This is a genomic window from Nocardia sp. NPDC059154 (assembly GCF_042755705.1).
GTDB lineage: Bacteria > Actinomycetota > Actinomycetes > Mycobacteriales > Mycobacteriaceae > Nocardia.
The window spans coordinates 85,649-112,480 of record NZ_JBHZCS010000034.1 but is presented as its reverse complement, the minus strand read 5'-3'; the positions used below and the strand labels follow the sequence as shown (position 1 = coordinate 112,480).

The 26,832-nt window shown below is 68.3% G+C and carries 23 protein-coding genes and 1 pseudogene; 16 read left to right on the top strand and 8 right to left on the bottom strand.

The annotated features are described in order from the left end of the window. The first annotated feature begins 140 nt into the window (after positions 1–140). From ACFXN1_RS27760 to ACFXN1_RS27740, 5 genes are all read left to right on the top strand, one after another. Positions 141–1,361: an NAD(P)/FAD-dependent oxidoreductase gene (locus ACFXN1_RS27760; RefSeq protein ID WP_379463700.1), complete on the top strand. Its 1,221-nt coding sequence runs from the start codon at positions 141–143 to the stop codon at positions 1,359–1,361. Beyond that, the gene (locus ACFXN1_RS27755) at positions 1,358–1,672 is read left to right on the top strand and encodes a (2Fe-2S)-binding protein (RefSeq protein WP_379394043.1); all 315 of its coding nucleotides are present in this window, start codon (positions 1,358–1,360) and stop codon (positions 1,670–1,672) included. Before ACFXN1_RS27760 ends, ACFXN1_RS27755 begins: the two co-directional genes overlap by 4 nt. Continuing rightward, the gene (locus ACFXN1_RS27750; protein ID WP_379444533.1) at positions 1,669–3,141 is read left to right on the top strand and encodes an FAD-dependent oxidoreductase; all 1,473 of its coding nucleotides are present in this window, start codon (positions 1,669–1,671) and stop codon (positions 3,139–3,141) included. Before ACFXN1_RS27755 ends, ACFXN1_RS27750 begins: the two co-directional genes overlap by 4 nt. Continuing rightward, positions 3,141–4,142: a proline racemase family protein gene (locus tag ACFXN1_RS27745; RefSeq protein ID WP_379444535.1), complete on the top strand. Its 1,002-nt coding sequence runs from the start codon at positions 3,141–3,143 to the stop codon at positions 4,140–4,142. Before ACFXN1_RS27750 ends, ACFXN1_RS27745 begins: the two co-directional genes overlap by 1 nt. Before the next feature lie 82 nt (positions 4,143–4,224). Then, a complete protein-coding gene (locus ACFXN1_RS27740) occupies positions 4,225–5,670 on the top strand; it encodes an amino acid permease (RefSeq protein ID WP_379444536.1) in 1,446 nt (481 codons plus the stop codon). Between the two features lie 176 nt (positions 5,671–5,846). Here ACFXN1_RS27740 and ACFXN1_RS27735 read toward each other — a convergent pair whose 3' ends face one another. Further along, positions 5,847–6,455: a hypothetical protein gene (locus tag ACFXN1_RS27735; protein ID WP_379444538.1), complete on the bottom strand. Its 609-nt coding sequence runs from the start codon at positions 6,453–6,455 to the stop codon at positions 5,847–5,849. Positions 6,456–6,666: 211 nt separating this feature from the next. Between ACFXN1_RS27735 and mraY the strand changes: the two are divergent. The 6 genes and pseudogenes from mraY to ACFXN1_RS27705 all read left to right on the top strand — a co-directional run. Beyond that, positions 6,667–7,515 (top strand): annotated as a pseudogene (gene mraY / locus ACFXN1_RS27730) (phospho-N-acetylmuramoyl-pentapeptide-transferase); the annotation flags it as partial. Between the two features lie 295 nt (positions 7,516–7,810). Next, a complete protein-coding gene (locus tag ACFXN1_RS27725) occupies positions 7,811–8,857 on the top strand; it encodes a MerR family transcriptional regulator (protein WP_379444539.1) in 1,047 nt (348 codons plus the stop codon). A 169-nt stretch (positions 8,858–9,026) separates the two neighbouring features. Then, the gene (locus ACFXN1_RS27720; RefSeq protein ID WP_379444541.1) at positions 9,027–10,412 is read left to right on the top strand and encodes an FAD-binding protein; all 1,386 of its coding nucleotides are present in this window, start codon (positions 9,027–9,029) and stop codon (positions 10,410–10,412) included. A 370-nt stretch (positions 10,413–10,782) separates the two neighbouring features. Continuing rightward, positions 10,783–12,297 (top strand): serine hydrolase domain-containing protein, encoded by a 1,515-nt coding sequence (locus ACFXN1_RS27715; RefSeq protein ID WP_379444542.1) that lies wholly within the window; start codon positions 10,783–10,785, stop codon positions 12,295–12,297. A 162-nt stretch (positions 12,298–12,459) separates the two neighbouring features. Beyond that, positions 12,460–13,254 carry a CPBP family intramembrane glutamic endopeptidase gene (locus ACFXN1_RS27710; RefSeq protein WP_379444544.1) on the top strand — a complete coding sequence of 265 codons (795 nt, stop codon included), beginning with the start codon at positions 12,460–12,462 and terminating at the stop codon, positions 13,252–13,254. Between the two features lie 19 nt (positions 13,255–13,273). After that, positions 13,274–14,059: a MerR family transcriptional regulator gene (locus ACFXN1_RS27705; RefSeq protein WP_379444545.1), complete on the top strand. Its 786-nt coding sequence runs from the start codon at positions 13,274–13,276 to the stop codon at positions 14,057–14,059. Between the two features lie 26 nt (positions 14,060–14,085). Here the strand turns inward: ACFXN1_RS27705 and ACFXN1_RS27700 are convergent, their stop codons facing one another. Continuing rightward, a complete protein-coding gene (locus ACFXN1_RS27700; protein ID WP_379444547.1) occupies positions 14,086–14,571 on the bottom strand; it encodes a DUF4265 domain-containing protein in 486 nt (161 codons plus the stop codon). 279 nt (positions 14,572–14,850) lie between these two features. On the opposite strand from ACFXN1_RS27700, the gene ACFXN1_RS27695 reads away from it, so the two are divergent. Together ACFXN1_RS27695 and ACFXN1_RS27690 are read left to right on the top strand one after the other, a co-directional pair. Next, positions 14,851–15,585, top strand: a complete 735-nt coding sequence (locus ACFXN1_RS27695) for an alpha/beta hydrolase (protein ID WP_379444548.1) — start codon at positions 14,851–14,853, stop codon at positions 15,583–15,585. A gap of 171 nt (positions 15,586–15,756) precedes the next feature. Beyond that, the gene (locus tag ACFXN1_RS27690) at positions 15,757–15,924 is read left to right on the top strand and encodes a hypothetical protein (protein WP_379394022.1); all 168 of its coding nucleotides are present in this window, start codon (positions 15,757–15,759) and stop codon (positions 15,922–15,924) included. 63 nt (positions 15,925–15,987) lie between these two features. Here ACFXN1_RS27690 and ACFXN1_RS27685 read toward each other — a convergent pair whose 3' ends face one another. Then, on the bottom strand, positions 15,988–16,647 hold the full coding sequence (locus ACFXN1_RS27685; protein ID WP_379394021.1) for a response regulator: 660 nt from the start codon (positions 16,645–16,647) through the stop codon (positions 15,988–15,990). A gap of 34 nt (positions 16,648–16,681) precedes the next feature. Beyond that, positions 16,682–17,842, bottom strand: a complete 1,161-nt coding sequence (locus ACFXN1_RS27680; RefSeq protein WP_379444549.1) for a sensor histidine kinase — start codon at positions 17,840–17,842, stop codon at positions 16,682–16,684. A 140-nt stretch (positions 17,843–17,982) separates the two neighbouring features. Here ACFXN1_RS27680 and ACFXN1_RS27675 point away from each other — a divergent pair, with 140 nt between their 5' ends. Then, positions 17,983–18,864: a sterol desaturase family protein gene (locus ACFXN1_RS27675; RefSeq protein WP_379444551.1), complete on the top strand. Its 882-nt coding sequence runs from the start codon at positions 17,983–17,985 to the stop codon at positions 18,862–18,864. A gap of 63 nt (positions 18,865–18,927) precedes the next feature. Here the strand turns inward: ACFXN1_RS27675 and ACFXN1_RS27670 are convergent, their stop codons facing one another. The 3 genes from ACFXN1_RS27670 to ACFXN1_RS27660 all read right to left on the bottom strand — a co-directional run bounded on the left by ACFXN1_RS27670 (position 18,928) and on the right by ACFXN1_RS27660 (position 23,388). Then, positions 18,928–20,145, bottom strand: coding sequence for an NADP-dependent malic enzyme (locus ACFXN1_RS27670; protein ID WP_379441107.1), 1,218 nt, complete (start codon positions 20,143–20,145; stop codon positions 18,928–18,930). A 517-nt stretch (positions 20,146–20,662) separates the two neighbouring features. Then, positions 20,663–22,219, bottom strand: coding sequence for an FAD-binding protein (locus tag ACFXN1_RS27665; RefSeq protein ID WP_379394013.1), 1,557 nt, complete (start codon positions 22,217–22,219; stop codon positions 20,663–20,665). A 314-nt stretch (positions 22,220–22,533) separates the two neighbouring features. Continuing rightward, complete coding sequence (locus ACFXN1_RS27660) at positions 22,534–23,388, bottom strand: PHP domain-containing protein (RefSeq protein WP_379379828.1); 855 nt, start codon at positions 23,386–23,388, stop codon at positions 22,534–22,536. 71 nt (positions 23,389–23,459) lie between these two features. Here ACFXN1_RS27660 and corA point away from each other — a divergent pair, with 71 nt between their 5' ends. Next, positions 23,460–24,530: a magnesium/cobalt transporter CorA gene (gene corA, locus ACFXN1_RS27655; protein WP_379441112.1), complete on the top strand. Its 1,071-nt coding sequence runs from the start codon at positions 23,460–23,462 to the stop codon at positions 24,528–24,530. Positions 24,531–24,610: 80 nt separating this feature from the next. Next, entirely contained in the window at positions 24,611–26,239 is a 1,629-nt protein-coding gene (locus ACFXN1_RS27650; protein WP_379441111.1) for an alpha/beta hydrolase, read from the top strand. A gap of 17 nt (positions 26,240–26,256) precedes the next feature. On the opposite strand, the gene ACFXN1_RS27645 is transcribed toward ACFXN1_RS27650, so the two are convergent. After that, complete coding sequence (locus tag ACFXN1_RS27645) at positions 26,257–26,832, bottom strand: suppressor of fused domain protein (RefSeq protein WP_379441106.1); 576 nt, start codon at positions 26,830–26,832, stop codon at positions 26,257–26,259.

Here is a 26,832-nt window from a genome sequence, read left to right as displayed (position 1 = left end):
ACCTCGGTGGGCACCGCCTCGATCGCCCGGTTCCTGCGTCCGGTGGTGTTCCAGTCGGTGCCGCCGGAACTGTTGCCGCCGGAATTGCGCGACGACAATCCGCTGGGTGTGCCTCGATCGGTGAACGGGGCACGGGCGCAATGACATTCGACACGTCCGGCACATCGTCCGTGAGGGGGACCGATGTGCTGATCATCGGCGGCGGCGTGATCGGCTGCGCGCTCGCCGACCGGCTCGCCGTGGCGGGCCTGTCGGTGCGGATCTGTGAGGCGGGCGAGGTGGCGTCCGGGACCACGGCGCACGGCGAGGGCAACGTGCTGGTCTCGGACAAGGGCCCCGGTCCGGAGCTGGAGCTGGCGCGACTGTCGCGGCGGCTGTGGCCCGAGACGCTCGCGCGCATCGCCGAACGGCTGCCCCGTGCGGTCGCGGCCGTCGAGTGGGAACCCAAGGGTGGCATCGTCGTAGCGACCACCGACGCGGGTGCGTCCGCACTCGCCGCCTTCGCCGACGGCCAGCGCGCGGTCGGTGTGCACTGCGCCGATCTCGACGCGGCCGCACTCGCTGCGGCCGAGCCGGCGCTCACCACCGAGGTGAGCAGCGCGGTCCACTACCCCGACGACGCGCAGGTCCAGCCGGTCGGCGCGGCCTCGGCACTGCTCGCCGCCGCGACCGCGGACGGGGCGATCGTCGAAACCCGGTGCGCTGTCACCGGTTCGATCGTCAGCGGCGATCGGCTGCTGGGCGTGCGGACCACGCGCGGCGACCGGTTCGCCGATGTGGTGATCAATGCCGCCGGGCCGTGGTCGGGTCCGGTGGCGGCGGTGCTGGGCGCGCCGATCGCGGTCAAACCGCGCCGCGGCGATGTGCTGATCACCGCTCCGCTGCCGCCGACCGTCTTCCACAAGGTCTACGACGCGGATTACGTCGGCGCGGTGGGCAGTTCGGATACCGCGCTGCAATCCTCGGCCGTGGTGGAGTCCACCCGGGGTGGCCCGCTGCTGATCGGATCCTCGCGGCGGCAGGCCGGATTCGACGACCGGATCCGCCCCGACAGCCTCGCCGCCATCGCGCGCAAGGCATTGCGCCTGTTCCCGATGCTGGCGGACGTCGCGATCATGCGCGCCTACGGCGGTTTCCGTCCCTACGTCGACGACCACCTCCCGGTGATCGGCCCGGATCCGCGCCTGCCCGGACTGTGGCACGCGACCGGCCACGAGGGCGCGGGCATCGGGCTCGCGCCCGGCACCGCGCAGCTGGTCGCCTCCGCCCTCACCGGCCGGCCCGACGAGGTCGACATCGCGGCCTTCACCGTCGACCGACCGGCGGTCATCACCTCGAGCACGGAGTACGTCTCACCATGAGCCCCAATCTGATTCCCCCGGACCGCGACCGCCTCGGCCGTGCGGACCGGCCGCTGACCATCCGCGCCGACGGCGTCGAGGTGGCGGGTGTGCACGGTCAGACCCTGGCCACGGTGCTGCTCGCCGCCGGGCGGACACACTGGCGCACCGCGCGCGACGGCGGTGGCCGCGGCGTGTTCTGCGGTATCGGCGTCTGCTTCGACTGCGTGGCGACCGTCAACGGCGTGCCGGACGTGCGCCTGTGCCGCCGCCCGGCGCGCGACGGCGACACCGTCACCAGTCAGAGCCGAGCGGGCGGGAGCGAGCGATGAACCGGCACGTGGTGGTCATCGGCGGTGGTCCGGCGGGCACGGCGGCCGCCGAAGCGGCGCTGCGGCACGGCGCGACGGTGACGCTGATCGACTCCAACGAGGCGCTCGGCGGCCAGTACAACCGCCGCATACCCGCGGCCTACGGAGTCCGCCGGCCGCTGGCCATCGGGCACGGGTACGCGGCCGCCGAGCGCCGGGCCCGGCTCCTGGCCGAGCATCCGCGCTGCGAGTATCTGGCCCGTGCGGCGGTGTACCACCTCGAACGCCACCCTGAGGGCGGTTGTCCCACAGTGCGATTGCTCATCGGCCTCGAGGGTGATCGCCGTACGCATCGGGCGGTGCGCGGGGACGCGCTGATCATCGCGACCGGAGCCTACGACCGCGTGTGCCCGTTCCCCGGCTGGGATCTGCCCGGCGTCTACACCGGCGGGGCCGCGCAGACCCTCGCGAAAACCCAGCGGCTGCTCATCGGGCGGTCCGTGCTGGTGTCGGGCACCGGGCCGTTCCTGCTCCCGGTCGCCCACTCCCTGGCCGATGGCGGCGCGCGGGTCCGGGCGGTGCTCGAGGCCAATCCGGCCCGGGCGATCCTGCGGCACTGGGTCGCCCGGCCGTGGGAGCTGCGACACAGTGCCGGCAAGGCGGCCGAACTGATCGAGTACGCGGGTTCCGGTCTGCGCCATCGAATTCCGGTGCGCACCTCGACCGCGGTGGTCGCGGTCGCGGGCGACGGCCGGGTCGAAGAGGCGACCGTGGCCCGGCTCGACGAAGACTGGGCACCGGTGCCGGGTAGCCATACGACCATCGCGGTGGACGCGGTCGCGGTCTCGCACGGCTTCACCCCGCAGCACGAACTCGCGGTGGCCGCGGGCGCGCGCCTGACAGCCGACGGGTTCGTCAGCGTCGACCGGGATCAGCGGACGAGCGCCGACATGGTCTGGGCGGCAGGTGAACTCACCGGAATCGGTGGGGCGCAGGTCGCGGCGGTCGAGGGCGTCGTCGCCGGGATCGCGGCCGCGGGTGGCGATCCGAGCGCCGAACGCGGCCTGCGCGCCCGCCACCGCACCGCCCGGCGGTTCATCGCCCGGCTCGCTGCCGCGCATCCGATCGGCACCGAGGCGGTGGCCTGGTCCCGCCCCGAAACCGTGATCTGCCGGTGCGAGAACACCACCCGGGAGGAGCTGACCACGGCCTGGGCGGACGCTGCGGGCGAGAGCTACCGGGCCGCCAAACTGGCCACCCGCGCCGGGCTCGGGCCGTGCCAGGGCCGCATCTGCGGGACCGCCGTCGCCGCCCTGCGCGCCGCGCAGTCCGCCGGTACCGACGATCCGGCCCTTGGCGGCCAATGCGGCTACGGCACAGCGGATCTCGCTCCCACCGGCCTGGCCGCCGCCACTCCCGCCTGGCGTCCGCTGGCCGCCGTCGTGCGATTGCGCGAACTCGCCGAACTCGACACCGAAGGGCAATCCTGATGCACAGCAGCAGAATCATCTCCGCCATCGACACTCACACCGAGGGTATGCCCACCCGGGTGGTCACCGGCGGGGTCGGTCCGATTCCGGGTGACACCATGGCCGATCGGCGCGACTACTTCCTCGAGAATCTGGACGGCCTGCGGAAATTCCTGGTCAACGAGCCGCGCGGGCACGCGTCGATGAGCGGGGCCATCCTGCAACCGGCCACCACCGCCGACGGGCACTACGGGGTGCTTTTCATCGAGGTGAGCGGGCTGCTGCCGATGTGCGGGCACGGGACCATCGGCGTGGCGACTGCGCTGGTGGAGGCGGGCATGGTGCCGGTGACCGAACCGGTCACCGAGATCCGCCTGGACACTCCCGCCGGACGCGTCGTCGCGACCGTGAATATCACGGCGGGCCATGCCGATTCGGTGGCGCTGCGCAATGTCCCGGCCTACTGCGACAGCCTCGACAACGAGGTGGAGGTGCGCGGGATCGGCACCGTCCGCTACGACATGGCCTACGGTGGAAACTTCTACGCCATCGTCGATCTCGGCAAGCTCGGTATACCGTTCGACCGCGCCCAACAGGATCGGATCCTCGACGCCGGCCTGCGAATCATGGCCGCCGTCAATGAATTCCAGCGTCCGGTGCATCTGGAGGACGAGCGGATCGGCGGATGCAAGCACGTCCTGTTCCTGGATCCGGCCTCCGAACCCGCGCACACCCGCAATGCCATGGCCATCCACCCGGGCTGGTTCGACCGCTCGCCCTGCGGCACCGGCACCTCCGCGCTGCTGGCCCGCCAGCACGCCCGCGGTCTGCTCTCCGATGGGCAAGTGCTGCGCAACGACTCGTTCATCGGCACCACCTTCCACGCCCGCGCGGTCGAGACCGTCAGCGTCGCCGGACATCCCGCCGTGGTGCCGGAGATCACCGGTCGCGCGTGGTTGACCGGCACGGCCAATTACCTGCTCGACCCGGCCGATCCGTTCCCCGAGGGCTTCGTCTTCTGAGAGGGCTTCGTCTTCTGAGGCTCGCGACTGCCCCGCCGTCCACCACCCCTAGTTGAAGAATCACCACCTGAAAGGCGCGACAATGTCTGTCGTCACCCGCCGCCCACGCCCGCCCATCACCCTCGCCGGAGTCATGCGGCGAATGCCCGTCACCGATGCCGATTCCGGCGATTTCACCAAGAGCATGGGCCTGTGGCAACTGGTCGCGCTGAGCCTGGGCGGTCTGGTCGGCGCGGGAGTATTCTCCCTGGCCGGTGTCGTGGCCAACCAGGTGGCGGGTCCGGCCGTGCTGATCTCCTTCGCCATCGCGGTCGTGGCTTCCGGCGCGGCGGGACTCTGCTACGCCGAATTCGCCGGCATGGTGCCGAAAGCCGGTTCGGCTTACACGTATTCGTATGTGGCGCTGGGCGAGATCATCGGATTCATGATCGGCTGGGATCTGCTGCTCGAGTACACCGCCATCGTGTCGGTGGTGGCGATCGCGGTCTCGGGCTACCTGAACTACATCACCCATTACATCGGATTCGATCTGCCGACCTGGGCGCTCGGCGCGCCCGGCACCGGCGAGGGCCGCAAGATCGACCTGTTCGCGGTCGTTCTCTGCCTGCTGCTGGCCTATCTGCTCTCGCGTGGTACCCGTGAATCCGCACGTGTGCAAACGGGATTGGTGGCGGTGAAGGTGTTGATCGTGGCCATTGTCGTCGTCGCGGGCGCGTTCCACATCAAGGCGGGCAACTACACGCCGTTCTTCCCGTTCGGGGTCGGCGGCGCGGTTTCCGGTGCGGCACTGGCGTTCTTCGCGGTCTACGGTTACGACGCCATGAGCGCGGCCGCCGAGGAATCCAAGGACGGCAAGAAGCTGCTGCCCAAGGCCATCCTGATCAGTCTCGGCATCGCCTCGGTCGTCTACCTGCTGGTGTGCCTGGTCATCGTCGGCATGGTGAACTACACCGATATCGATGTGGCCGCGCCGTTCTCCAGCGCCTTCGACACCGTGGGCATGGGCATCCTGGGCCTGGTCATCGCGGTCGGCGCGGTCGTCGGCGTCACCACCTCCGCGTTCGCCAATATGCTCGCCGTCACCCGCGTCGGCTTCGCCATGAGCCGAGACGGCCTGCTGCCCAACTACTTCGGCAAGACCGGCGAACGCAAGGTGCCCACCCGCGTCATCTGGCCGGTCGGCGTCGTCTCCGCGCTCATCGCCGGCTTCCTCCCGATCCGCGAGGCCGCCGAACTCACCAACGTCGGCATCCTTATGGCCTTCATCGTGGTGGCGCTCGGCATCATGCGCCTGCGCCGCACCCGACCCGACGCCGACCGCACCTTCCGCACCCCTTGGGTGCCGGTCGTCCCCCTCATCGGCATCGGCTTCTCGATCTGGCTCATCAGCCACCTCGACATCGTCACCTGGATCCGCTTCGTCGTCTGGCTGCTCCTCGGTCTCGCCCTCTACACCACCTTCGGCTACCGCAACTCGACGCTGAACCGGACCGGGATCGACACCGCCCCGGTGCCGATCGAGGACTGAGCCCCGCCACTGCACAGCGTCGCCCACGGGACAACTGCCCGTGGGCGACTCGTGGATCCGCCGACTCCGCGGTGGCCGGCCGTCGGCAATCCATCACCGCACCTGGTCAGGGTCGAGCGCTTCGGGGCTGCGGCTGCCCGAATCGACCGGTTGGCCGCTATTTCACCTGCCCGTGATCACGGCTGGTTGGTGACCCACCCCTGTACGGCGTCGATGAAGTCCGGGCCACCCATGACGTATCCGCCCACGGTTGCACCGATCAGCGCACCCACGGGGATGCTGAGACCCCAGATCAGGGGAATCATCGCCCCGAGGATGCCGCCCACGATGGCGCCGACGGCGATGCCGGGCAGGTTCTTGTTGACCTGCTCCTTGAGCCGGTCGTAGGAGTTGATGTCCTTCAGTTGCGCAATATCTTCTGCCGTCGGAGTCGGCGTCAGCGTCACGGTGCGGCCGTCCGGACCGATGTGCTGCGCAATCGCGATCGAACGCCCGTCGACCGCGAGCGATTGCGGCACTTCGGTCACCGCCGCTCCATCGCCGGACTCGAGCACCACCGCACCGTTCTGCGCGACCTCGAACTTGCCATTCTCGACAGTGGCGACAACTGCCTTGTCGACTGGCGAAACGGTGATCTGGTAATTGATTCCATGATCCACGCCGGAAGTCGTGTCCTCCGCAGTCGGCTGTTCCGTTAGGGCCGGCTCTGCATGAGCGGTCGCCGCACTGATACCCACGGCCGAGATTGCCATGAAAACGACAGCGGTGATTTTCCCGAACGTCATTCGTCGAACCCTCCACTCAGCTACCCCTGATGGGCGGACCGAGTCAGAACCTTAGACGTCGAATTCAATGGTGTGTGGTACGCCACACGCAGTTCGAAGTCGCTGCACTCCCGTTTCCCATGCGACCGGCCGAGAAGCCGCATTTCGCGCGGTCCGAATCGGACAGAGCGGGCGCAACCGGCAACGAGACCAAATACGGCCCAGGACATCCGCATACGGAGTCACCGCCTCCGGACTGCTGGTTCTGGGTCTGGCCACCGCGCTGGGTGTGGTCGGATTTCTCGACGATTTCATCAAACTCTATAAGCGGCGCAATCTCGGGCTGACCGCCCGCGGCAAGTACGTCGGCCAATTCGGTGCCGCGATCATTTTCGGTGTACTGGCACTGCGTTTCCCCGATAGCACCGGACTGACCCCGGCCAGCAGGCACTTGTCGATCCTGCGCGATGTCGGCTGGCTGTCGTTCGTCCCGGCGTTGTTCCTGCTGGCGGTGTGCATCATGGTGGTCGCGTGGTCGAACGCGGTGAACATCACCGACGGGCTCGACGGCCTGGCCGCGGGATCGATGGGCCTGACTCTAGGCGCCTATGTGCTGATCACGTTCTGGCAGTACACCAACGCATGCACGACACGCCCCGGCGCGGGGTGCTACACGGTTCGCGACCCGCTCGATCTGGCCCTGGTCAGCGCTGCGGCGGGCGGGGCCTGCGTCGGGTTCCCGTGGTGGAACGCGGCACCGGCGAAGATCTTCATGGGCGATACCGGATCGCTGGCGTTGGGTGGGCTGCTGGCCGGGCTGTCCATCACGACCCGCACCGAACTGCTCATGGTCGTGATCGGTGCATTGTTCTGCGCCGAGATCCTCTCGGTTCTGTTGCAGATCGTCGTCTTCCGGACCACTCGCCGCCGCCTGTTCCGCATAGCCCCGATGCACCACCACTTCGAACTCAGCAGCTGGCCCGAGACCACGGTATCCATCCGATTCTGGCTGCTCACAGCAATTTCCGCAGCTACCGGCCTGATGCTGTTCTACGGAGAACACCTCGCAGCCACCCGATAGTGAAATCCGCAACCGCCGCGCTGTTCGGACCGGCCACGCGGCACACCCGAAGATCCACGGGCGGAGATCATCTCGAGCGGCCGCGCACCTACCGAACGCACTATGCCGAGTTCAGGGCATTGGCCGGATCAGCCACAGGCCAGTAGTAACTCAGGCACTGTGCAGGTCGGGCTCGTCGAAGATCTGAAGTTTGTCGTCCGATGCGGTGTGATGCCAGACGACGTAATGGGCAGCCAGATAGCGCAAATCGCGACGCTACGCTGGATGCTCTACCGGGGTGGAGGTTCAGCAGGTCGTGAGAGACGGTATGCAGCCGCGCGTGGTGGTGAGTATCGGGGAGTTGGCGCGCAGGACCGGGATGGCGGTGCGCACGATCCGGTTCTATTGCGACGAGGGCATTCTGGAATCGTGCCGCAGTTCAGGTGGGCATCGGATGTTCGATGCGCAGATCGCGACTGATCGGCTGCTGCTGGTTCGGCGGCTGCGCGCGCTCGGTCTCGGCCTGGGTTCGATCTCCGATGTGCTCCACGCAAAGCGGTCGATCGCTGAGGCGATCGCTGCCGAAAGCGCACGAGTCGATGCCGAATTCAGGTCGTTGGCCTGGCGGCGCGCATCGCTGCGGGCCCTGGGCGCAGCCGGACCGGCGCAGCTGGCGCAGCAAATGGCGGTGCTGGCCGCCGTGGAGGATGGCGATGCGGCACACGACTACCTCCTCCGATTCTGGCGGCGTGTCCTCGCACCGATACCGCAGCGCGACTTCGATATCTACGTTTACTGGAATGTTCCGGAACCGCCGGGCGATCCCTCTGTCGAGGAGGTTGTCGCGTATGCCGAGTTGGCAGCCCTCGTCAGTGATCCCGCGATGGACAGCGTAGTGCGACAGCAACTCTGGCGAGGCCAACCGGAGCTGATCCGTGACCGTCGCGGCTTGTACACCGATGTGGGTGACATTCTGGTGGATGTGGTGTCACTGGTCATGGAAGGAGTGCAGCCACACGGCGGCGGTGAACTCGATCGATTCGTCGGCGCTCACGCCGGTGCACGCGGTGAACGCGATACTCCTCGTTTCCGAGAGCAATTGCTGATCGACGCGACCGACAGCGACCATCGCATTCGACGGTACTGGGCCCTCACCGGTCAATTCCTCGGAACTCGTGTCACTGTCGGGCAGGCCCACCACTGGCTGTTCGACGCCCTGAGCAACTGCACCGACCCAGTCAACGGGCCAACAGCTTGGCAATCCACACTTGTCCCAGGTGATCTGAGCGGTTCCGGCAACGAGCCCGACAGCGCACGACGTCGCGCCGGCCGACGGGCCGAACTGCTCCGACACCTGCTGTAGCACCAGCCCGCATCTCGACTCGCCACGAGGATGAGTCGCAAATGAACGCACTGTCGTGCTGCTTGCGGCTCGATCCCCAGCGGTCAAACCGGTGGCCGATCAGTGGTGTTGGCAGCGTCGTTTGCAGCGCGGCTACCGTGGCGAGGTGAATTTCATCCAAGGGGGATCGATGATCGATCAACGCCCGCTGTCGGGGTGGGGCCGTACCGCATCGTCTGTGGCGCAGGTACTTTCCACTCCCGACCTCGACACGGTCGCCAAAGCCGTCAGCGCTGCCGGACCGCGCGGGGTCATCGCCCGCGGGCTCGGTCGCAGTTACGGCGATCCCGCCCAGAACGGCGGCGGCCTGGTCGTCGACATGACCGCCTTCGACCGCATCCACCACATCGACCGCGACACCGGCGTGGTCGACATCGACGCCGGCGTCAGCCTCGACACCCTCATGAAAGCGGCTCTGCCCCATGGCCTGTGGGTTCCGGTCCTCCCCGGCACCCGTCAAGTCACCGTGGGCGGCGCGATCGCCTCCGACATCCACGGCAAGAACCATCACTCCCATGGCAGTTTCGGCAACCATGTCCTCTCGATGGAACTGCTCACCGCCGACGGCACGCTACGCACCCTCACTCCCGCAGGAACCGACGCGGATCTGTTCTGGGCCACCGTGGGTGCCATGGGGCTGACCGGCATCGTCGTGCGCGCCCGGGTACGGATGAAACACACCGAAACCGCGTACTTCCTCGTCGACAACGACCGCACCGACAATCTCGAACAGACCATGGAACTGCTCACCGGCGGCTCCGATGACGGCTACGAATACTCGATGTCGGTCCCGGACACCATCAGCACCGGCCCGAAACTCGGCCGCGCGGGCTTCAGCCGCGGCTCCCTGGCCACCCTGGATCAGCTCCCGCCCAAATTGCGCCGCGACCCGCTGAAATTCGATGCACCCCAACTGCTCACGGTGCCCGACGTCTTTCCCAACGGCATGGTCAACAACCTCACCATCCGCATCGCCGCCGAAGCCGCGCACCGGGTGTATCCGAGGCGGGCGCGTGGGCGCATCCAGAACCTCACGCAGTTCTATCACCCCCTGGATCTATTGGGTGAATGGAACCGCGCCTACGGCCGCCGCGGGTTCCTGCAATATCAGTTCTCCATGCCCTTCGGCGCCGAACCACAGCTCGCGGCCGCAGTGCGCGCGATCGCGCACTCCGGCCACCGGTCGTTCCTGAACGTGTTCAAGCGCATGGGCGCCGCCAACCCGGCCCCACTGTCGTGGCCGCACCCAGGGTTCATGCTCAGCCTGGACTTCCCACTCAAACCCGGACTCGGCGAATTCTGTGCCGAACTCGACCAGCGGGTCCTCGACGCGGGCGGACGCTTGTACTTCGCCAAAGACTCCCGCACCACCCCGGAAATGGTCCGCGCGATGTATCCGCGGCTCGAGGAATGGCGGCGCGTCCGCGACAGTATCGACCCCGAACGGATCTTCGTCTCTGACCTCGCCCGCCGCCTGCACCTCATCGACGACAACCTCGTCCACACAGGCCACTGATCACCGGCAAGCGTTGCCTACCAGGAAAATACGGGTAGGCAACGTCTAGCCCAACGCCCTCTTCCCACCGCATGGCACGCTGACCGAACCGGCCAGCGCGTGGCATCGGAAGATCAACTGGCCGTGACGATCCAAGGCCCGCGGAACGTTCGCAACTGCCGGGTTTCGTGCGTCGCGTCACGGGTGGGATCCGTCCGAAAATCGGCCGGGGTAAGCCCGAAGTCGGAAGTACTGCGGTGTGCGGTCGATGCCGCATTGGATGGATTGCTGTGAGCCAGATCGCAGTTGAGGTTGACCCGAGGTCAAGGTGGAAGCTCGGCGCAGCGGCACGACGCCGACGGGACACCACAGCTTCGAGGAGCGGACCACCATGACGATCATCCTTTCCGACCAGGACAAGAGCACCCTGCGGACCGCCGCCTACGGCACGGTGTCCCTGATGGCGGCCGCCACCGGCGCGCCCCACAAGGCCGCCGCGAATGCCGTCATCGCCCTGACGTCGGCGACCGGCCTGGTCGGGCACGTGCTCGCGGCGAGGACCAAGGACATCGAACTGACGGGCAGGACCGTCGCCGACCTCGCCGACCGGGTATTGCCCGCTCTGACCGCGGCCATGCGGGTGCTCGGCGAGCAGGCTCCGGCGGAGTCCGAGAACTTCCGCGGCACCATCCTGCTGGCTGTCGAAGCCGCTCAGATCCATTCGGCCAGTGCCGGTTCCACCGCGGTCGAGATGGCCCGCAAGATCACCGCTGCCTTGGACGCCGCCGCCGGGCAGGATCGCCCGGAGTTGCGGAAGGCGATCGAGGAGATCGTCGATTCCGGTTTCATCGGAGTGTCGGTGCGCGTACGCGACGAGCGTGGCGAGTGGGCCGATAGCGCCGGAGTGGCCGAGTTGGGCGGGGCCGCGACGCCGCCGATCGATGGACATGTCCGCATCGCGAGCAACACAAAGACTTTCACCGCGGCCCTGGCGCTGCGGTTGGTGGCCGAGGGCAAGATCGGGCTGGACACCCCGGCAGTGGCCTATCTGCCCGAGTTCGCGCTGGACGAGCGGATCACGGTGCGAATGCTGTTGCAGCACACCAGCGGGATCTTCAACTTCACCGGCGAGCTCTACGCGGATGGGACGATCGTGGCGGGGATCCCCGCGCCCGGCACGCCCTGGGGGAAGCAGTGGGTGGACGACCGCTTCCACACCTATCGGCCGCAGGAATTGGTGGAGCTGTCGTTGTCCAAGCCGCCGCGTTTCGAGCCGGGCACCGGCTGGAGCTACTCCAATACGAATTACGCGCTGGTCCGGCTGCTGATCGAGAAGGTCGCCGGCCGCTCGTTCGCCGAGGAGATGCGGCGGCTGATCCTGGAGCCGCTCGCGCTGTCGGGCACCGTGGTGCCCGATGGCCCCGAGGTCCCGGAGCCGCACGCCCACGCCTACTACCGGTACGAGGAGGAAGGCCGGGAGAAGACGGTCGACGTCACCCGCCACGACCCGTCCTGGAACCCCAGCGGCGGTGACATGATCTCGACCACCCGCGACCTGGCCACCTTCATCTCCGCTCTGAACAGCGGGAAACTCCTTCCTGCCGAGCTGCTTTCGGAGATGCGCACGCCGTTCCCGACGGGCATTCCGGGCATGGGTTACGGCCTGGGGGTGTTCGTGCAGGAGACGCCCTGCGGCGGAACCGTCATCACCCACAACGGCGGCCACGCGGGCTACGCGACACTGATGTATGCCACGCCCGACGGCAGCAAGACCATGACCGCCTCGTTGACCTGCGTGGACGACTCCGCCATGTCCATCGCGGCACCGTTCCAGCTGGCACAGCAGCGCCTCGTCAACGAGGTGTTCTGCGGCGGCCGGGCCGATCCCGCTCAGCCGAGCGCCTGAGCGACGGCGATCTGCACGACCCGGCGGGCGACTGATCCTGTCGCGCCTCGGATGGACCGCGAGGGGGCCGCGGCGAGCTCAATGAGCCCGCCGGGCCCCCTCTCGTGCGCTTTCCAACTCATCCCGCATACCCATTCATGAACTGTTCGAGGAGTTCTCGTTATGTACACCATCGAAGGCACGCGATTGCCCCGGATTGTCGAGCGGCTGCTCGACGACCGCCATTCCCTGCCACTGTCCGTCGCGTTGCACCTTGTCCCCGGCGTCCTCATCGTCGGCGCCTACCTGCTCATCGGCGAACCATTCGCCAAGGCCATCGGTTGCCCGGCCTTCCTGGGCTGGGCAATCGCGCTGTGCCTCATCCTGATACCGATCCAAGCCGGGCTGCTGTGGCTGGGCCACAAGCGCAACGGCCGCTTCGCGCTACACGGCGTGCTGCACTACACCGACAAGCCGGTTCCGCGTGGCAAGCTCATCGCGATGGTCACCGCACTCATCGGGTGGATGATGGTGTTCGGGGTCGCGCTGGCCCCGTTGAACAACTTCTTCAAGCACTTCTTCACCTGGCTCCCGTACGCGAACACCGGGGGCAGCGGTAACAACACCTACCTCGATCTCCACGGATACTCGCACTCGGTTCTGCTCACCACGACGGTGATCTGCCTGCCGCTGACCGGGATCTCGCTGCCGCTCATCGAGGAGCTGTACTTCCGTGGCTTCCTGCTGCCCCGCATCGCCCACCTGCGCGCCTGGGCGCCGGTGGTCAGTACCGTGCTGTTCGCGCTGTACCACCTGTGGTCGCCGTGGGTGTTCGTCTCTCGGGTGATCTTCACCTTCCCGGGGTACTGGTTCGCCTGGCGGTACAGGGACATTCGGCTCTCGATCGGGATGCACGTCGGCGTGACCTCGATCGTGGCGACGCTCGGTACCGCGGCCCTTGCGCTGGGCCTGATTTGACGCAGGGCAGGCTGATCCCATGAGGAACGGAGTCACGATCGGGCAGGCGGCGGCCTTCGTCGGCGTCACGATCAAGACCGTGCGGCACTATCACAAGCTCGGCCTGGTCGCCGAGCCCGACCGCGACAGCTCCGGCTACCGGCGGTACGGATCGGACGATCTGCTGCGGCTGGTACAGGTACGGACGCTGGCCGCCGCCGGGGTACCGCTGGCCGAGATCGGGCCTCTGCTCGACGCCGACGCCGACCGGTTCGCCGCCGCGCTCGCCGACGTCGAACGCGGGCTCACCGAACGGATCGAGGAAATGATCGCGCGCCGTGACACGCTGCACCGGCTCGCCGACGGGGACCGGGCACTGCTGGGCGACCACGCTGTAGCGCTCCTGGAGCGGATGACCGGTCTCGGGTTCCCCGCAGACGAGGTCGCGACTGCCCGGGAAGGCTGGGTGCTGGCCAAAGCCCTTGTCCCGGAAGGCTTCGACGACTATCTCATTCATCTCGACCACGCCCTCGACGACCCCGGCTACGTCGCCTTGATCAAGCGCGCCGCCGAGTCCAAGACCTGGGAACCGGACGACCCGCGCGGCGCCGAGCTCGCCACCGACATGGCCGACCACTTCCTCGCCAATCCCGAACACCTGAAAGTCGTGACCGCCCTGCAAGCTCGCACGGATACCGCAACCCGGTACACGATGATCGCTCAGCACGGTGAAGCGCAGACCTCCGCCACGATGCGGGCAGCCGCGGTTTTCGAGAACAGGCTCCGCGCCGCTGGCGTCCGTATCCCCAGACCGAACACTCATTGATGCCGAATGCCGTACATCGGAGCGGCTCAGGTGTTGATCCACCAGCCGAGGGGGTTGTCGTCTTCGTCGTAGACGTTGCCGTACCCCCATGCACAGCCGTGCTCGGTCGCCCATCCCTCGATTACATCCTCTATCGCAGGAAAACCGACCGCGACCGGAACTGTGATCACGATGAATCGTCGGTCGGGCGGCATCTCGACCACTCCGCCGAGCCGCTCGAATCCCGCAGTGAGAGTACTGATCCCGACATCGGAGGGCGGCATACCCGTCGGGTAGGCCCTCAGGCAGAGGTTTCCCCCACGGCGCAGTACCTCGAAACCGCCGTCGTCGAAGACGCGAAGATGGTCTCCGGCGGCGAAATCGTAGGTCAGGCCGGGACTGCCGAGAATCTCATAGTCGTTGTGCTCCAGAAGCTTTGCGGGAAGTACCTCGTAGACAGGTTCACCGGCAGCGCCTGCCCCAGCAAGCACCCGGACGTGCGTATGGCCGCGGGCACTCAGATCATCTGACACGGGTGGATTTTGTCATCACACTCCCACGACACCCAGGCAGCCCCGAAACGTGCGGTACCAGAGCCTTGATCTCGCTCCGTGGCATCCGGCCACCGAGCCTCCGCGAAAACCAGTTGGCGGACCACGGCGACCACTGCTACTTTCCTGAAGGCCGTGCCAGAGAACGAGGAGGTGGTACCCGTGAACGCAATATCGACATGGGTGCTCCCCTCCGGGGTCACGGTCGGGCGATAGGTCGTCCGGGAGCGCCGTTCAAGAGCACTCCCGAAAGGCACGACCGTGCAATTCAATTCGGAACAGCGCCTCGACGACGACAGCGTCCTCGAGCGTGAATTCACTCTCGGCGAGATCCACGGCATCCTGTGGACGCCCGGATCCGCATCCGCACCAACCCCGCTGATCCTGCTCGGCCACCCCGGTGGACTGCAGAAGATGTACCCCCGACTGGTGGCCCGCGCCCGGCACACCGTGGCGGAAGGCTTCGCCGCGGCCACAATCGAACTGCCCGGCAGCGGTGACCGGCCCCGTTCCGCCGTCACCGATCAGGCTCGCACCGACCTGCACCGGGCGTTGAAGGCCGGCGAACCGGTCACCGACGAAATCGTCGAACGTCTCATTCTCCCGCTGGTCGAACAGGCAGTTCCCGAGTGGCGAGCCACCCTGGACGCCCTCCTGGCGTTGCCCGAGATCGGCGGCCCGGTCGGGTACTCGGGAGGGGTGATCGCCCTCGGCCTCCGGCTGGCGGTGGTCGAGCCGCGCATCTGCGCCGCCCGCCTGTTCGCCGGGAGTTTCGTGCCCCGCAGCATGTTCGCCGAGGCCCGGCAGGTCACCATTCCGCTGCAGGTCCTGTTGCAGTGGGACGACGAGGGAAACGACCGGCAGCTGGCGTTGGACCTGTTCGACGCCTTCGGCTCCAAGGAGAAGGCGCTGCACGCCAATATGGGCGGGCATACCGGCGTCCCGGCGTCCGAGGCAGATGAAGGGAGCCGGTTCTTCGCCCGGCACCTGAAGTGAGGCCGGCCCGTCGGGCCGGCAGCAGACGATAGGAGCTGTCGGCCAGGCCACCGCCATCGAGGACAGGTCCCGGCCCTCCTCGATGGCGGTGGCCGGCAGATGCGAGTTGCCTTGTGCCAGAACATGTCTAGGATCGAGCTGGCAAGATCATCGAAAACGTGGGGGTGGGTTGTGTTTCTGGTTCGAGCGTGGCGGCTACTCGTTTCGTTCGCGGCGATCCTGGCGGCGGGTGCCATCGGTCAGGCAACAGCAATGTGGCTCGGCTTCACGGTGCTCTTTGCAATGCTGATCGGCGGAATCATGTTCGAGAACCGCGTCATTCGCCGCAAGCTGAGGTGACCCACTCCGACCCGGCCAAGCACGACCGCTCGGACGATCAACCGGCGGAGCGCCGTGATGTCGTCAGTGGGGACGGTTGGGGTGTACGAGGCCGTGTTGGTGGGCGTAGACGACGGCGTGGATGCGGTCGCGCACACCGAGTTTGGCGAGGACTCGGGAGACGTGGGTTTTGACGGTTTCCTCGCCGACGCCCAGGGCGGCGGCGATCTCGCTGTTGCTGCGGGCATCTGCCACCAGTAGGAGTACCTCACGTTCGCGGGCCGTGAGTTGCGCCAGCTCCGGTGGCTCGACCGGCGGGGCGATGCCGGTCACCAGGCGGGTGGCCAGGCGGCGCGTCATGGATGGATCGATGACGGCGTCGCCGCGCACGGCCACCCGGATGGCGGCTACGAGTTCTTCGGGCGGAAGGCTTTTCAGCAGGAAGCCACTGGCCCCGGCCGACAGCGCGCGGTGCAGGTTGGCCTCACTGTCGTAGGTGGTGAGCACCAGCACCCGGGTGCCGCCCGCCGCCACGATGGCGGCGGTGGCGGCGAGCCCGTCCAGCTTCGGCATGCGCACATCCAGGATCGCCACGTCCGGATGGGTGCGGGCGGCCGCCTCGATGGCGGCGCGGCCGTCGCCCACCTCGGCCACGCACTCCAGATCAGGGTGCGCGTCCACCACCGCGCGCAGACCGGAACGGAACACGGTGTGGTCGTCGGCGATCAGGATGGTGATGCTCATACGGCTCCGATCGGCTGTGCGGTCCCCATGGGCATCATGCGGTCCCAACGGGCACGGAAACCCGGATGACCCAACGGGTTCCGGACGGGTCGGCGCCGTAGGCGACGGTGCCGTCGAACAGTTCGACCCGGCGGCGGATCCCGTCCAGGCCGCGCGGTACCCCGGTGGTGCTCTCCAGGGCCGCAATGGGATTCGTCTCGCGCAACTCCACCGCGCCCGGGAGATAACCGATCTCCAGCGCGGCCGCATCACGCCCGTGCCGCAGCGCATTGGTCAGCAGCTCCTGGACCACCCGGTAGAGCATGACGTCCAGCGACTCCGGCAGCACCGGCGGCTCACCCGAAACCGTCACGTGCACAGTCAATCCGGCGTCCCTTACCCGCTGCACCAGATCCTCGATATCGGCCAGGCCGGGCTGCCGCTCGCCCTCGTCGTCGCGGCCGTGCAGCAGGTCCAGCTGCCGGCGCAGATCCACCATGGCGGCGCGGCTGCTCGACTCCACCGCGGACACCGACCGCGCCGCCGCCTCGGTATCGGTGCGGGACAGCGCCATTCGCGCCACCCCGGCATGAATCCCGATGGCGCTCACATGATGCGAGATGACGTCGTGCAGATCCCGGGCGATGGCCTCGCGCTCATCGGCCAGCGCCCGGTCCAGCGCCGCCCGCTGCTCCTGCTGCCGCAGGCTCTCCCGCTGCTCCAGCTCCGCGATATAGGCCCCGCGCGCCGCGGTGTACCGGCCCACCAGCCAGGGCACCACGCCCGCGCCCAGCGCGAAGATCGCCAGCCGGATCGGATTGTTGGCGCCCGCGATGGCCGCCACCAGGTTCACCGTCAGCGAGCCGCCGGCCAGCAGCAGCACGGTCAGCACCGAGCTGATCCCGCTCAGCCACGCACCCGCCTGATACCCCGCGACCAGGAAGCCGACATCGAAAACCCGTGCGGTGATGCCGTAGTGGTGGGCGAACAGCGCCACCGCCACCTTCACCACCACCTGCGCCATCGCCACCGCGGCCGCCGTCGAGGCGGGCGCGGCCAGCGCCAGATCCGCGGCCACCGTGGCCAGCGTCAGGATCGCGGCCAGCGCGGGCGCGGCGCCGAAGGCCCCGCACATCACCATCTGGGCGCCGTCCAGCGCCGCCGCGACGGCGGCCACCAGCAGCGACTGCCGGGCCAGCGACCTGGTCACATCCATGGCCGCACGGTACCCCGGGGACCGGCCGTCCCCCGTGTGGGGGACGCGCAATCCCCCGCCGGCGCGACGATCCGCGCGCGCCGCCGAACTAGCGTCGAGCACATGTCAGCAGCCCGACCGCCCCGCCGAGGAGCACGCCCGTGAATGCCGATCTGTTCATCTACGCCCTGCCGGCGTTCGCGCTGCTCATGTTGATCGAATGGATCGACAACCGGCGCGACCCGGACCGCCCGGCCAATGGCATCGACCGCCGCGACACCACCTCCAACATCGCCACCTTCGTGCTCGGCCGCATTGCCAAACCGATTCTGGCGCAGGTGATTCCGTTCTCCGGCGTGGTGCTGGCCGCGCACTTCACCCCGTTGCACCTGTCACCCGCGCACTGGTGGGTGTGGGTGCTGGGCCTGATCGTCACCGATTTCTGCTACTACTGGGCGCACCGGGCCGACCACCGGGTGCGGCTGCTGTGGACCTCGCACAGCGTCCACCACTCCAGCCGGTTCTTCAACTTCTCCACCGCCATCCGGCTGCCCTGGGCGCATCCGGCCGCCAATATCGTGCGCGGCCTGTGCTGGGTGCCCGCGGCACTACTGGGCTTCCCGGCCTGGATGGTGTTCGCCCTGCAGTCGCTGGGGCTGCTCTACCAGTTCCCGATCCACACCCAGCGCGTGAAAACCCTGTGGCGGCCCCTCGAATTCGTGTTCAACACCCCGGCCCACCACCGCGTGCACCACGGCTCCAACCAGCCATATCTGGACACCAATTACGGTGGCATCCTGATCATCTGGGATCGCCTGTTCGGCAGCTTCGCCGCGGAAACCGAACCGATTCGCTACGGGTTGACCAAGGACATCGAAACCGACAATCCGATCAAGGTCAATTACACCGAACTCGTCGATCTGGTCCGTGATGTCCGGACTGCCCGAACCTGGCGCGGCCGTCTCGGATATATCTTCGGCCCGCCCGGCTGGCACGAGAATGCCGTCACCCCCGACCTCGAAAAGGTCTCGGCCACGGTCTAGTCCAATAAGAAAAGGGGCGCTTCGTCTTACGACGAAGCGCCCCTTTCGTCGCTCGGTGAGTGGCTACGCCACACCCTCCGCGCGAGCCGCGTTGCCGACGGCCTCGGCGACGGCCGGGGCGACCCGCGGGTCCAGCGGGCTCGGGATGATCTTGTCCACGGACAGCTCACCGGCCACCACGTTGAAGATCGCCTCGGCCGCGGCCACCTTCATGCCCTCGGTGATGCGGCGCGCACCAGCGTCCAGCGCGCCCTTGAAGACGCCCGGGAACGCCAGCACATTGTTGATCTGGTTCGGGAAGTCGCTGCGGCCGGTGGCAACGATGGCGGCGTACTTCTTGGCCACCTCGGGGTGGATCTCCGGGTCCGGGTTCGACATGGCGAACACGATGGACTCGGGAGCCATCGACGCGATGAGCTCCTCGGCGATGGTGCCCGCCGACAGGCCCAGGAACACGTCCGCGCCCGCCAGCGCCTCGGCCGCGCCGCCGGTGAGACCGCGCGGGTTGGTGCGCTGCGCCAGTTCGGCCTTCACGCTGTTGAGGTCGGCACGGTCCCGGCTCACGATGCCCTTGGAGTCGAGCACGACGATGTCGGAAACCCCGGCGGCCAGCAGGATGTCGGTGCACGCCACACCGGCCGCGCCGGCGCCGGACACCACGACCTTCAGGCCGGACATGTCGCGGCCCTGCACCGCGGCCGCACCCTTGAGGGCGGCCAGCACCACGATGGCGGTGCCGTGCTGGTCGTCGTGCATGACCGGGCAGTCGAGGGCCTCGACGACGCGCTTCTCGATCTCGAAGCAGCGCGGAGCGGAGATGTCCTCCAGGTTGACCGCGCCGAAGCTCGGGCGCAGGCGGATCAGGGTCTCGACGATCTCGTCGACGTCCTTGGTGTCCAGCACGATCGGGATCGAGTCCAGACCGGCGAACTTCTTGAACAGCGCCGCCTTGCCCTCCATCACCGGCAGCGAGGCGCGCGGGCCGATGTCGCCCAGGCCCAGCACGGCGGTGCCGTCGGAGACGACCACGACCAGGCGCTCGGCCCAGGTGTAGGTCTTGGCCAGACTCTCGTCCTTGTGAATGCCGCGGCAGACCTGCGCCACGCCCGGGGTGTAGGCGATGGACAGATCGCGCTGGGTGTCGAGCGGAGCGGTGAGTTCGACCGAGAGCTTGCCGCCAAGGTGCCCGGCGAAAATTTCTTCCGTGGTGATGTCGGACAGGTTCGCCCCATTGGACGCGGGGGCCTCGGTGGCATTCACTGCTTCAGTCACGGGTGACACGATTTCACTCCTGATCGGTTCGGACTCAACCGTTTGACGGTTACCGTTCGGTAATAGCGGAATTTGTGGTTTCGGTGCTCATATATCTTTTGCCGCAGCCGCGTTCAGCGACGTCGACACCACTTCCGAGCCACTTCGTGGAAACCTTGCCACCTCATCGTGGCGACGCATACAAAGTATTACGGCATTGCGAGAAGTGTGTCGCGGCAGCGCAGATCGTCGAGCGAGAACCGGAGGGGTGTGTCCGGGCGATACAGCCGGGGTGACCTCGTGTGAACCCGCGAGTCGGGGTTCGTGATCACCGAGTGTCCCGGGCCGGGCGGTGGCTGCGGCCGGGATCGGCCCATTCTGCCAGTCGCTGCGACGGCCTGCCAAATCGCCCCCGGGTCCGTCGCGTCGCCTCACCATCGTTGAAGGGTAAGGCAGTCGAATCACGCCGAGATGAACAGGAACTCGCTGGTCGGAACCTGAACTCGGAGAACTGTCACAACGCGGTCGCGGCGGCGGCTGTGAGCTGTCAAGCGGGGGTCACACCCGCCGCTGTGAGGTCCGGCCGGACCCAGACACTGCCGAGACCCCCGGAGAGCAACCGTACGCGCCAGTCGCTTCCGGCGCCCGGATGGTCGGTGCGGCGATGCATGCCGCGGGTCTCGGTGCGGGCCAGGGCGGAGTACTTGGTCCAGCGGGCGACGGCCAGCAGCGCGGCGGCCTGCCGGGCGGGCAGGCGATCGGGTCCCTTTCCGCCGAGCGCCAATTCGACGCCGGGCCACATGCCGTCCAGTTCGCCGATGCTGTCGCGCAGGCTGCCGTCGCTGCGCCAGTAGCTGCGCCGCAGCGGCAGCGTGTGCTCCTGGACCAGGCCGACCACCGCGCGCGGATCGAGGCGCGCCCGGTCGCCCAGGCCCGCGCCGGGCACCGGGCGCGCCTTGCCGAGCTTGCGGCGGCCCACGGCGAAATCGGCCGCGCCCGCGCCCGCCCAGACGCCGGAGGAGATGGCCCACGCGCCATTCTGGCCGCCGAACCCGCTGACCGCCCCGGTGATGGGCTCCCGGGTGGTGACGTCGCCCGCGCCGTAGAGACCGGGAACCGTGGTCGCGCAGTCCGGTCCGGTCAGCCGCAGCCCGCCGGTGCCGCGCACCGTGCCCTCCAGCACCGCGCACAGCGGCACCTGACCGGTCAGGCTGGGCCCGTGCCGCTGCAGCTCCGCGCGCACCGCCTCGGGCAGTTCGTCCAGCGCGGCATAGACCCGCCGCCCGTCGGCGATGGCCGCGAAAGCCTGTGCCCGCGAACCGCATCCCTGCCCCCACAGCACCGCCCGCGACTCGTCGTAGAGGGTGGCGAAGTGCATGACCTGGTCGGAGGCGAACACGGCGGCCACCGGGCGGCCGCCCAGCAGCGGCGAATCGGCCACCGGGGTCAGCGAATACGCGTTGGAGAACTCCATACCGGACAGCTCGGCCCCCGCCTCGGCCCCCATCAGCAGCCCGTCACCGGTGTCCACATCGGTGCCGGCGCCACCGGAGAGGAAGGCACAGCCGCCGGTGGCCAGCACCACCGCGCGCGCCCGGACGGTCCAGCCGCGGAACTCGCCGCCCTGCGTCACACCCGCCGCGCCGGACACGACGCCGTCACGGTCGGTGATGAGCTGGAGTGCGGGATGGTGGTCGAGGATGCGGATCCCCGCGATCACCATGCTGCGCCGCAGCCGCCCCAGATACTTCGCGCCGTCGAGATAGACCCGCGCCGGGCGCTCGGCGTGTTCACCCCGGAACCGGAAGCCGCCGGTCACCAGCTGGCCGACACGCCGATGGGTCTCCTCCAGCACCCGGTACATCCACTCCGGGTCCCCCAGTCCGCCGCCGTGCGCGAAGTTCTGCCGCACGGCCTCGTCCCGGGCCGGACCGGACGGAATGTTCCACAGCGTGACCCCGCCCCGAGCCGTGGGGCCGCTGCTGCCGCAACGGCTCTTGTCGGCGACCAATACCCGCGCGCCCGCAGCGGCAGCGGCCAGCGCGGCCCAGGCTCCGGCCGGGCCACCTCCCAGCACCAGCACATCGGCGTCGAATTCGGTCATAACGACAAATGTTCGACGACGGTTCACTCACTCGCAACCGTTATGGGTATTTCAATTCCACCACTGCGCCCAGAGCAGATATCCGGCTATCACGAAAACGACCAAACATCCGAAAAAAGCCGCAAAACCCCGATGTCTATCCGCATAAATTTGGGCGGCCAGCACGGCTGCCGCCGCGGTCACATGCCACGTCACAGCCGCCCATCCGGGACCCGGGAAACCGCGCCGAGCACCGATGATCGCGGTGGTGGCGACCGTGGCCGCCAGCACCAGCGTGCCCCCCGCAACCACTCCGCTCAGGCCCCGGACCACTCTCATGCGGTGATCACCGGGACTCCACTCGCTTTGCCCACGATTTCCTCGAATTGCGTTGGGTCGGTGGTGAATTCGCCGAGCCGAATGGTCTTGTTGGCGCCGTGGTAATCCGAGGAGCCGGTCGTCAGCAAACCCAGCTCGGCGGCCAGCCCGCGCAGCACCTCGCGGTCCTCCGCACTGTGGTCGGGGTGATCGAGTTCCAGGCCGCCCAGCCCGAACTCGGTCAGCTCGCGAATGTGATCCAGCGCCAGCAGCCGCCCGCGCTTGCGAGCCCGGGCGTGCGCCACGACACTCACGCCGCCGGCCGAGGCCACCATTTCGACGGCCCGCCGCAGCGGCGTGTCGGCCTTCTCGACGTAGTAGCGGCCGTGCGGGGCCAGCAGATCCTGGAACGCGGCATCCACGGTCGGCACCACCCCGGCCTGCACCAGCGCCCGGGCCAGATGCGGGCGACCCGCCGACGGGCCCACGGAGGCCATGACCGCGTCCGGATCGATGGGCAGACCGTCGGCGGCCATCTGCTCGGCCATGGCCCGTAGCCGCACCACCCGCTCGGCGCGCAACCGCTCCCGCTCCTGCGCGAAGGACTCGTCCTCGGGGTCGAACAGGTAGGCCAGCAGGTGCACCGGCACCGGATAGCCGTCCTCCCCCAGCCCGACACACGACATCTCCATGCCGCGCACCAGCGTCAGGCCCGGAGGGAGCGCGGCGGCTGCCTCGGCCCAGCCGGAGGTGGTGTCGTGGTCGGTCAGGGCCACGACGTCGAGCCCGGCAGCGGCGGCGTTCGCGATCAGTTCGGCCGGGGTGTCCGTGCCGTCGGACGCGTTGGAATGGGTGTGGAGATCGATGCGCACGCCCCCTATATTGCCTGCGGCCCGAACCATCGCCAGGGGGCGGGACGATTAGCATCCTTGATGTGTCCTCGATACCGCCGCTGCCGTCCTTCCACTGGCCCGGGCGGTCCGGCGAGCCGCGAGACCCCGCCAAGATGCCCGTCCATCACGGCCGGATCGTCGACTGCGCGGTCTACGTCGAGGGGGTGCGGCTGTTCGAGCACAGCTCCTACAAGAACGCGCTGGCCGAAGTGCGCGAACGCCACGAAGGATTCGTCTGGCTCGGACTGTTCGAACCCGGCAAGGAACTCATGGCCGATATCGCGCAGACCTTCGGCCTGCACGAACTCGCCGTCGAGGACGCGGTCAAGGCGCAGCAGCGGCCCAAACTCGAACGCTACGACGACATCCTGTTCCTGGTGCTGCGCACGGTGCGCTACGTCGAGCACGAGCTCAGCACGGTCAGCGAGATCGTCGACACCGGCGAGATCATGGTGTTCGCGGGACCCGATTTCGTGATCACCGTCCGCCACGGTGAGCACACCGAATTGAGCGGTGTGCGCAAGGATCTCGAAGCCGACCCGCGCCAGCTCGCGCTGGGGCCCAGCGCGGTCCTGCACGCGGTGGCCGACCGCGTGGTCGACTCCTATGTGGAGGTCACGGCGGCGATCGAGGAGGATGTGGACGCCATCGAGGAGGCCGTCTTCACCCCCGCGAACAAGCTCCAGATCGACGCCATCTACCAGCTGAAACGTGAAGTGGTGGAACTGCGCCGGGCCGTCAAGCCGCTCGGGCTGCCGCTGCAGGTGCTCACCCACGACACCACCCTGCCGCTGCCCAAGGAGATCCGCCGCTACCTGCGCGACGTGACCGACCACCACACCGCGGTCACCGAGCAGATCATCGATTTCAACGAATCCCTCAGCGCCCTCATCAACGCCGCGCTGGCCAAGGTGAGCGTGCAGCAGAACACCGATATGCGCAAGATCTCCGCCTACGCCGCCATGGCCGCCGTGCCGACCATGATCGCGGGCGTCTACGGCATGAATTTCGAACACATGCCGGAACTCTCGTGGACCTACGGCTACCCCATCGTGATCGTGGCGATGATCGCCCTGTGCGCCCTGCTGTACGCGAATTTCCATCGCAACAACTGGCTTTGAGCACCGAAAGCCACCAGCGGCTTTGCCGGCCGCCTCGACGCGCCCGCGGCCGGGTTGCTATGAATTCGGCTGTGTTCGTGATGAGGACTTCACCGGTCCGCGGCCGGATGGCTTGGTGGACAGCAATATTCGGGCTTCTCCTGGCGGTGCCGGTGCCCGCCGCGGCCGGTCCGGCGACCGACTCCTACGTCGACGCCCTCGCCGATGCCGCACCGGCACCCACCCTGCAGTGGACCGACTGCGATTCCGGATTCTCCTGTGCGACAGCGCGAGTGCCACTGGACTACGCGCATCCCGAGGCCCGATCTATAGACCTGGCCGTGATCAAACTCCCCGCCGCCGACCCGGCCCGGCGGATCGGCACGCTCTTCGTCAACTTCGGCGGCCCCGGCCGGTCCGGGGTGCAGCGGCTGCGGGAACGGGCGCACTGGTCGTGGCTGTTCTCCGACGAGCTGCGCGCCCGCTTCGATCTGGTGTCCTGGGATACCCGCGGCGCCGCGAACAGCGCACCGGTGCACTGTTTTCCGGATGCGACCGCGCAGCAGCTGTTCTTCGCCACCTATCCCCCGATGCCGGGGACGCCCGGCACGGAGCCGCCGTTCTTCGCGGCCGCGAAGACGCTGGCGGACAACTGCGGACAGCGTGCCGCCGACCTGCTGCCGCACCTGTCGACCGAGAACACCGCGCGGGATCTGGATCTGCTGCGCCGGGCCGTCGGCGACGACAAGCTGACGTACCACGGCATTTCGTACGGCACCTACCTCGGCGCGTTGTACGCCAACATGTTTCCCGGCCGGGTCCGCGCCCTCGCGCTGGACGGCTCGATGGACTTCCGCGGCAACGCCCTCGGTCTCGACGACGCCGCCGCCGACCAGCCCATCGACACCCGTCAGGACGTGGCCACCGGAATCGCGGGCGCATTCGACGCCATGCTCGACGCCTGCGTGGCGGCCGGGCCCGAATGCGCCTTCTCCCAGGGAGATCCGCGGGACAAATGGCAACGGATCCTGGAACGGGTACGGCGCGAACCGATCTCGTGGGACGGCAAACGCTACGACTACGGCACCGTGGTGGCCGCGGCGGGCCAGCTGTCCAATCCGGCCGGCTGGCCGCAGGTCGCCGCCACCCTGCAACTCCTCTACGACCTGCGCAACACCCCGTATCAGCCGACCGATGTGCTCGCCGAGACCGCGGCCCTGGTGCGGCAGGTGGCCGACATCGGCACGGGCAGCTCGCAGGGCCTGGGCGGCACCGGCGCCAACACCTACGACGACAACTACACCGAGGCCTTCCACGGCGTCCAGTGCGCCGACAGCCGGGTGCCGCGCGACGAGCGGCGCTACAGCGCCCTCGCGATCAGTGAGGACCAGCGGGTGCCCGTCTTCGGCCGGCTCGGCGTCCTGGACGCACTGACCTGCGCCTACTGGCCGCAGACCGCCGTGCACCCCTACTCCGGACCGTGGAATCGGCCGACCGCCCCGATCCTGGTGATCAACAGTCGCAATGATCCCGCGACACCGCTGGCCGGAGCCGCCGCCGGCGCGGCGGAACTGTCGGACGCGCGCCTATTGGTGGTGGAGGGAGCCGGGCACAGCAGCATGTACGTGCACAGCACCTGCTCCGAGGCCGCGAAACGCGACTATCTCATCGCGGGAACGCTTCCGGCCGCCGGCGCGACCTGTCCGATCGACGGCAACCCGTTCGATTAGAGCGACGCAGCGGTCGATCAGAGCGACGCTGCGGCCCGGGCGGGATCGCGCACATCGATTCCCGCCTCGGCCCAGGCGTCGCGCAACGCCGCCGCGCCGCGAATCCGCACCCACGCCGCCTCCGTCGCGGTGATCGGCGCGACCGTCAGGAACCGCACGGGCTCAGCGGGTTCCGGCAGCGCCACCTCCGGGATGTCGCTCGCACCCAGCAGCACCGCGGTGAACGGCGCGTTGGTCCACAACGGTTCTCCCAGATCGAGCAGCGCATCCGCCTGCAGCACAACACCTTCCACCGCGGGTGCCGCCACCAGCACGCCCAGCGTCCGGGTCAGCCCCGAACCCGCGCCCGCACCGCCGCGCAGCGTCAGCACCAGCTCCGCGCGCGGCCCGCGCACCGGATCGGCCAGCGCCGCGGCCGGATCCGTCATCGGATGCCGGGAGCCGCCCAGCGTGGCATAGTGCACGAACTCGCCGTCCGGGATACGCAGGATGTCGATGGGCTCCAAACCCAGGAACGTCACCGACGCCGCGTCCGCGGACTCCACCTCGAAATGACCGAGCACCGCGGCCCGGACCTGATCCAGTACCTCCAT

Excerpts from the sequence above, each read along its gene's own strand:
- ACFXN1_RS27760 (WP_379463700.1), top strand. The coding sequence starts at position 141 with ATGACATTCGACACGTCCGGCACATCGTCCGTGAGGGGGACCGATGTG.
- ACFXN1_RS27755 (WP_379394043.1), top strand. The coding sequence starts at position 1,358 with ATGAGCCCCAATCTGATTCCCCCGGACCGCGACCGCCTCGGCCGTGCG.
- ACFXN1_RS27750 (WP_379444533.1), top strand. The coding sequence starts at position 1,669 with ATGAACCGGCACGTGGTGGTCATCGGCGGTGGTCCGGCGGGCACGGCG.
- ACFXN1_RS27745 (WP_379444535.1), top strand. The coding sequence starts at position 3,141 with ATGCACAGCAGCAGAATCATCTCCGCCATCGACACTCACACCGAGGGT.
- ACFXN1_RS27740 (WP_379444536.1), top strand. The coding sequence starts at position 4,225 with ATGTCTGTCGTCACCCGCCGCCCACGCCCGCCCATCACCCTCGCCGGA.
- ACFXN1_RS27735 (WP_379444538.1), bottom strand. The coding sequence starts at position 6,455 with ATGACGTTCGGGAAAATCACCGCTGTCGTTTTCATGGCAATCTCGGCC.
- ACFXN1_RS27720 (WP_379444541.1), top strand. The coding sequence starts at position 9,027 with ATGATCGATCAACGCCCGCTGTCGGGGTGGGGCCGTACCGCATCGTCT.
- ACFXN1_RS27715 (WP_379444542.1), top strand. The coding sequence starts at position 10,783 with ATGACGATCATCCTTTCCGACCAGGACAAGAGCACCCTGCGGACCGCC.
- ACFXN1_RS27710 (WP_379444544.1), top strand. The coding sequence starts at position 12,460 with ATGTACACCATCGAAGGCACGCGATTGCCCCGGATTGTCGAGCGGCTG.
- ACFXN1_RS27705 (WP_379444545.1), top strand. The coding sequence starts at position 13,274 with ATGAGGAACGGAGTCACGATCGGGCAGGCGGCGGCCTTCGTCGGCGTC.
- ACFXN1_RS27685 (WP_379394021.1), bottom strand. The coding sequence starts at position 16,647 with ATGAGCATCACCATCCTGATCGCCGACGACCACACCGTGTTCCGTTCC.
- ACFXN1_RS27680 (WP_379444549.1), bottom strand. The coding sequence starts at position 17,842 with ATGGATGTGACCAGGTCGCTGGCCCGGCAGTCGCTGCTGGTGGCCGCC.
- ACFXN1_RS27665 (WP_379394013.1), bottom strand. The coding sequence starts at position 22,219 with ATGACCGAATTCGACGCCGATGTGCTGGTGCTGGGAGGTGGCCCGGCC.
- ACFXN1_RS27650 (WP_379441111.1), top strand. The coding sequence starts at position 24,611 with ATGAGGACTTCACCGGTCCGCGGCCGGATGGCTTGGTGGACAGCAATA.
- ACFXN1_RS27645 (WP_379441106.1), bottom strand. The coding sequence starts at position 26,832 with ATGGAGGTACTGGATCAGGTCCGGGCCGCGGTGCTCGGTCATTTCGAG.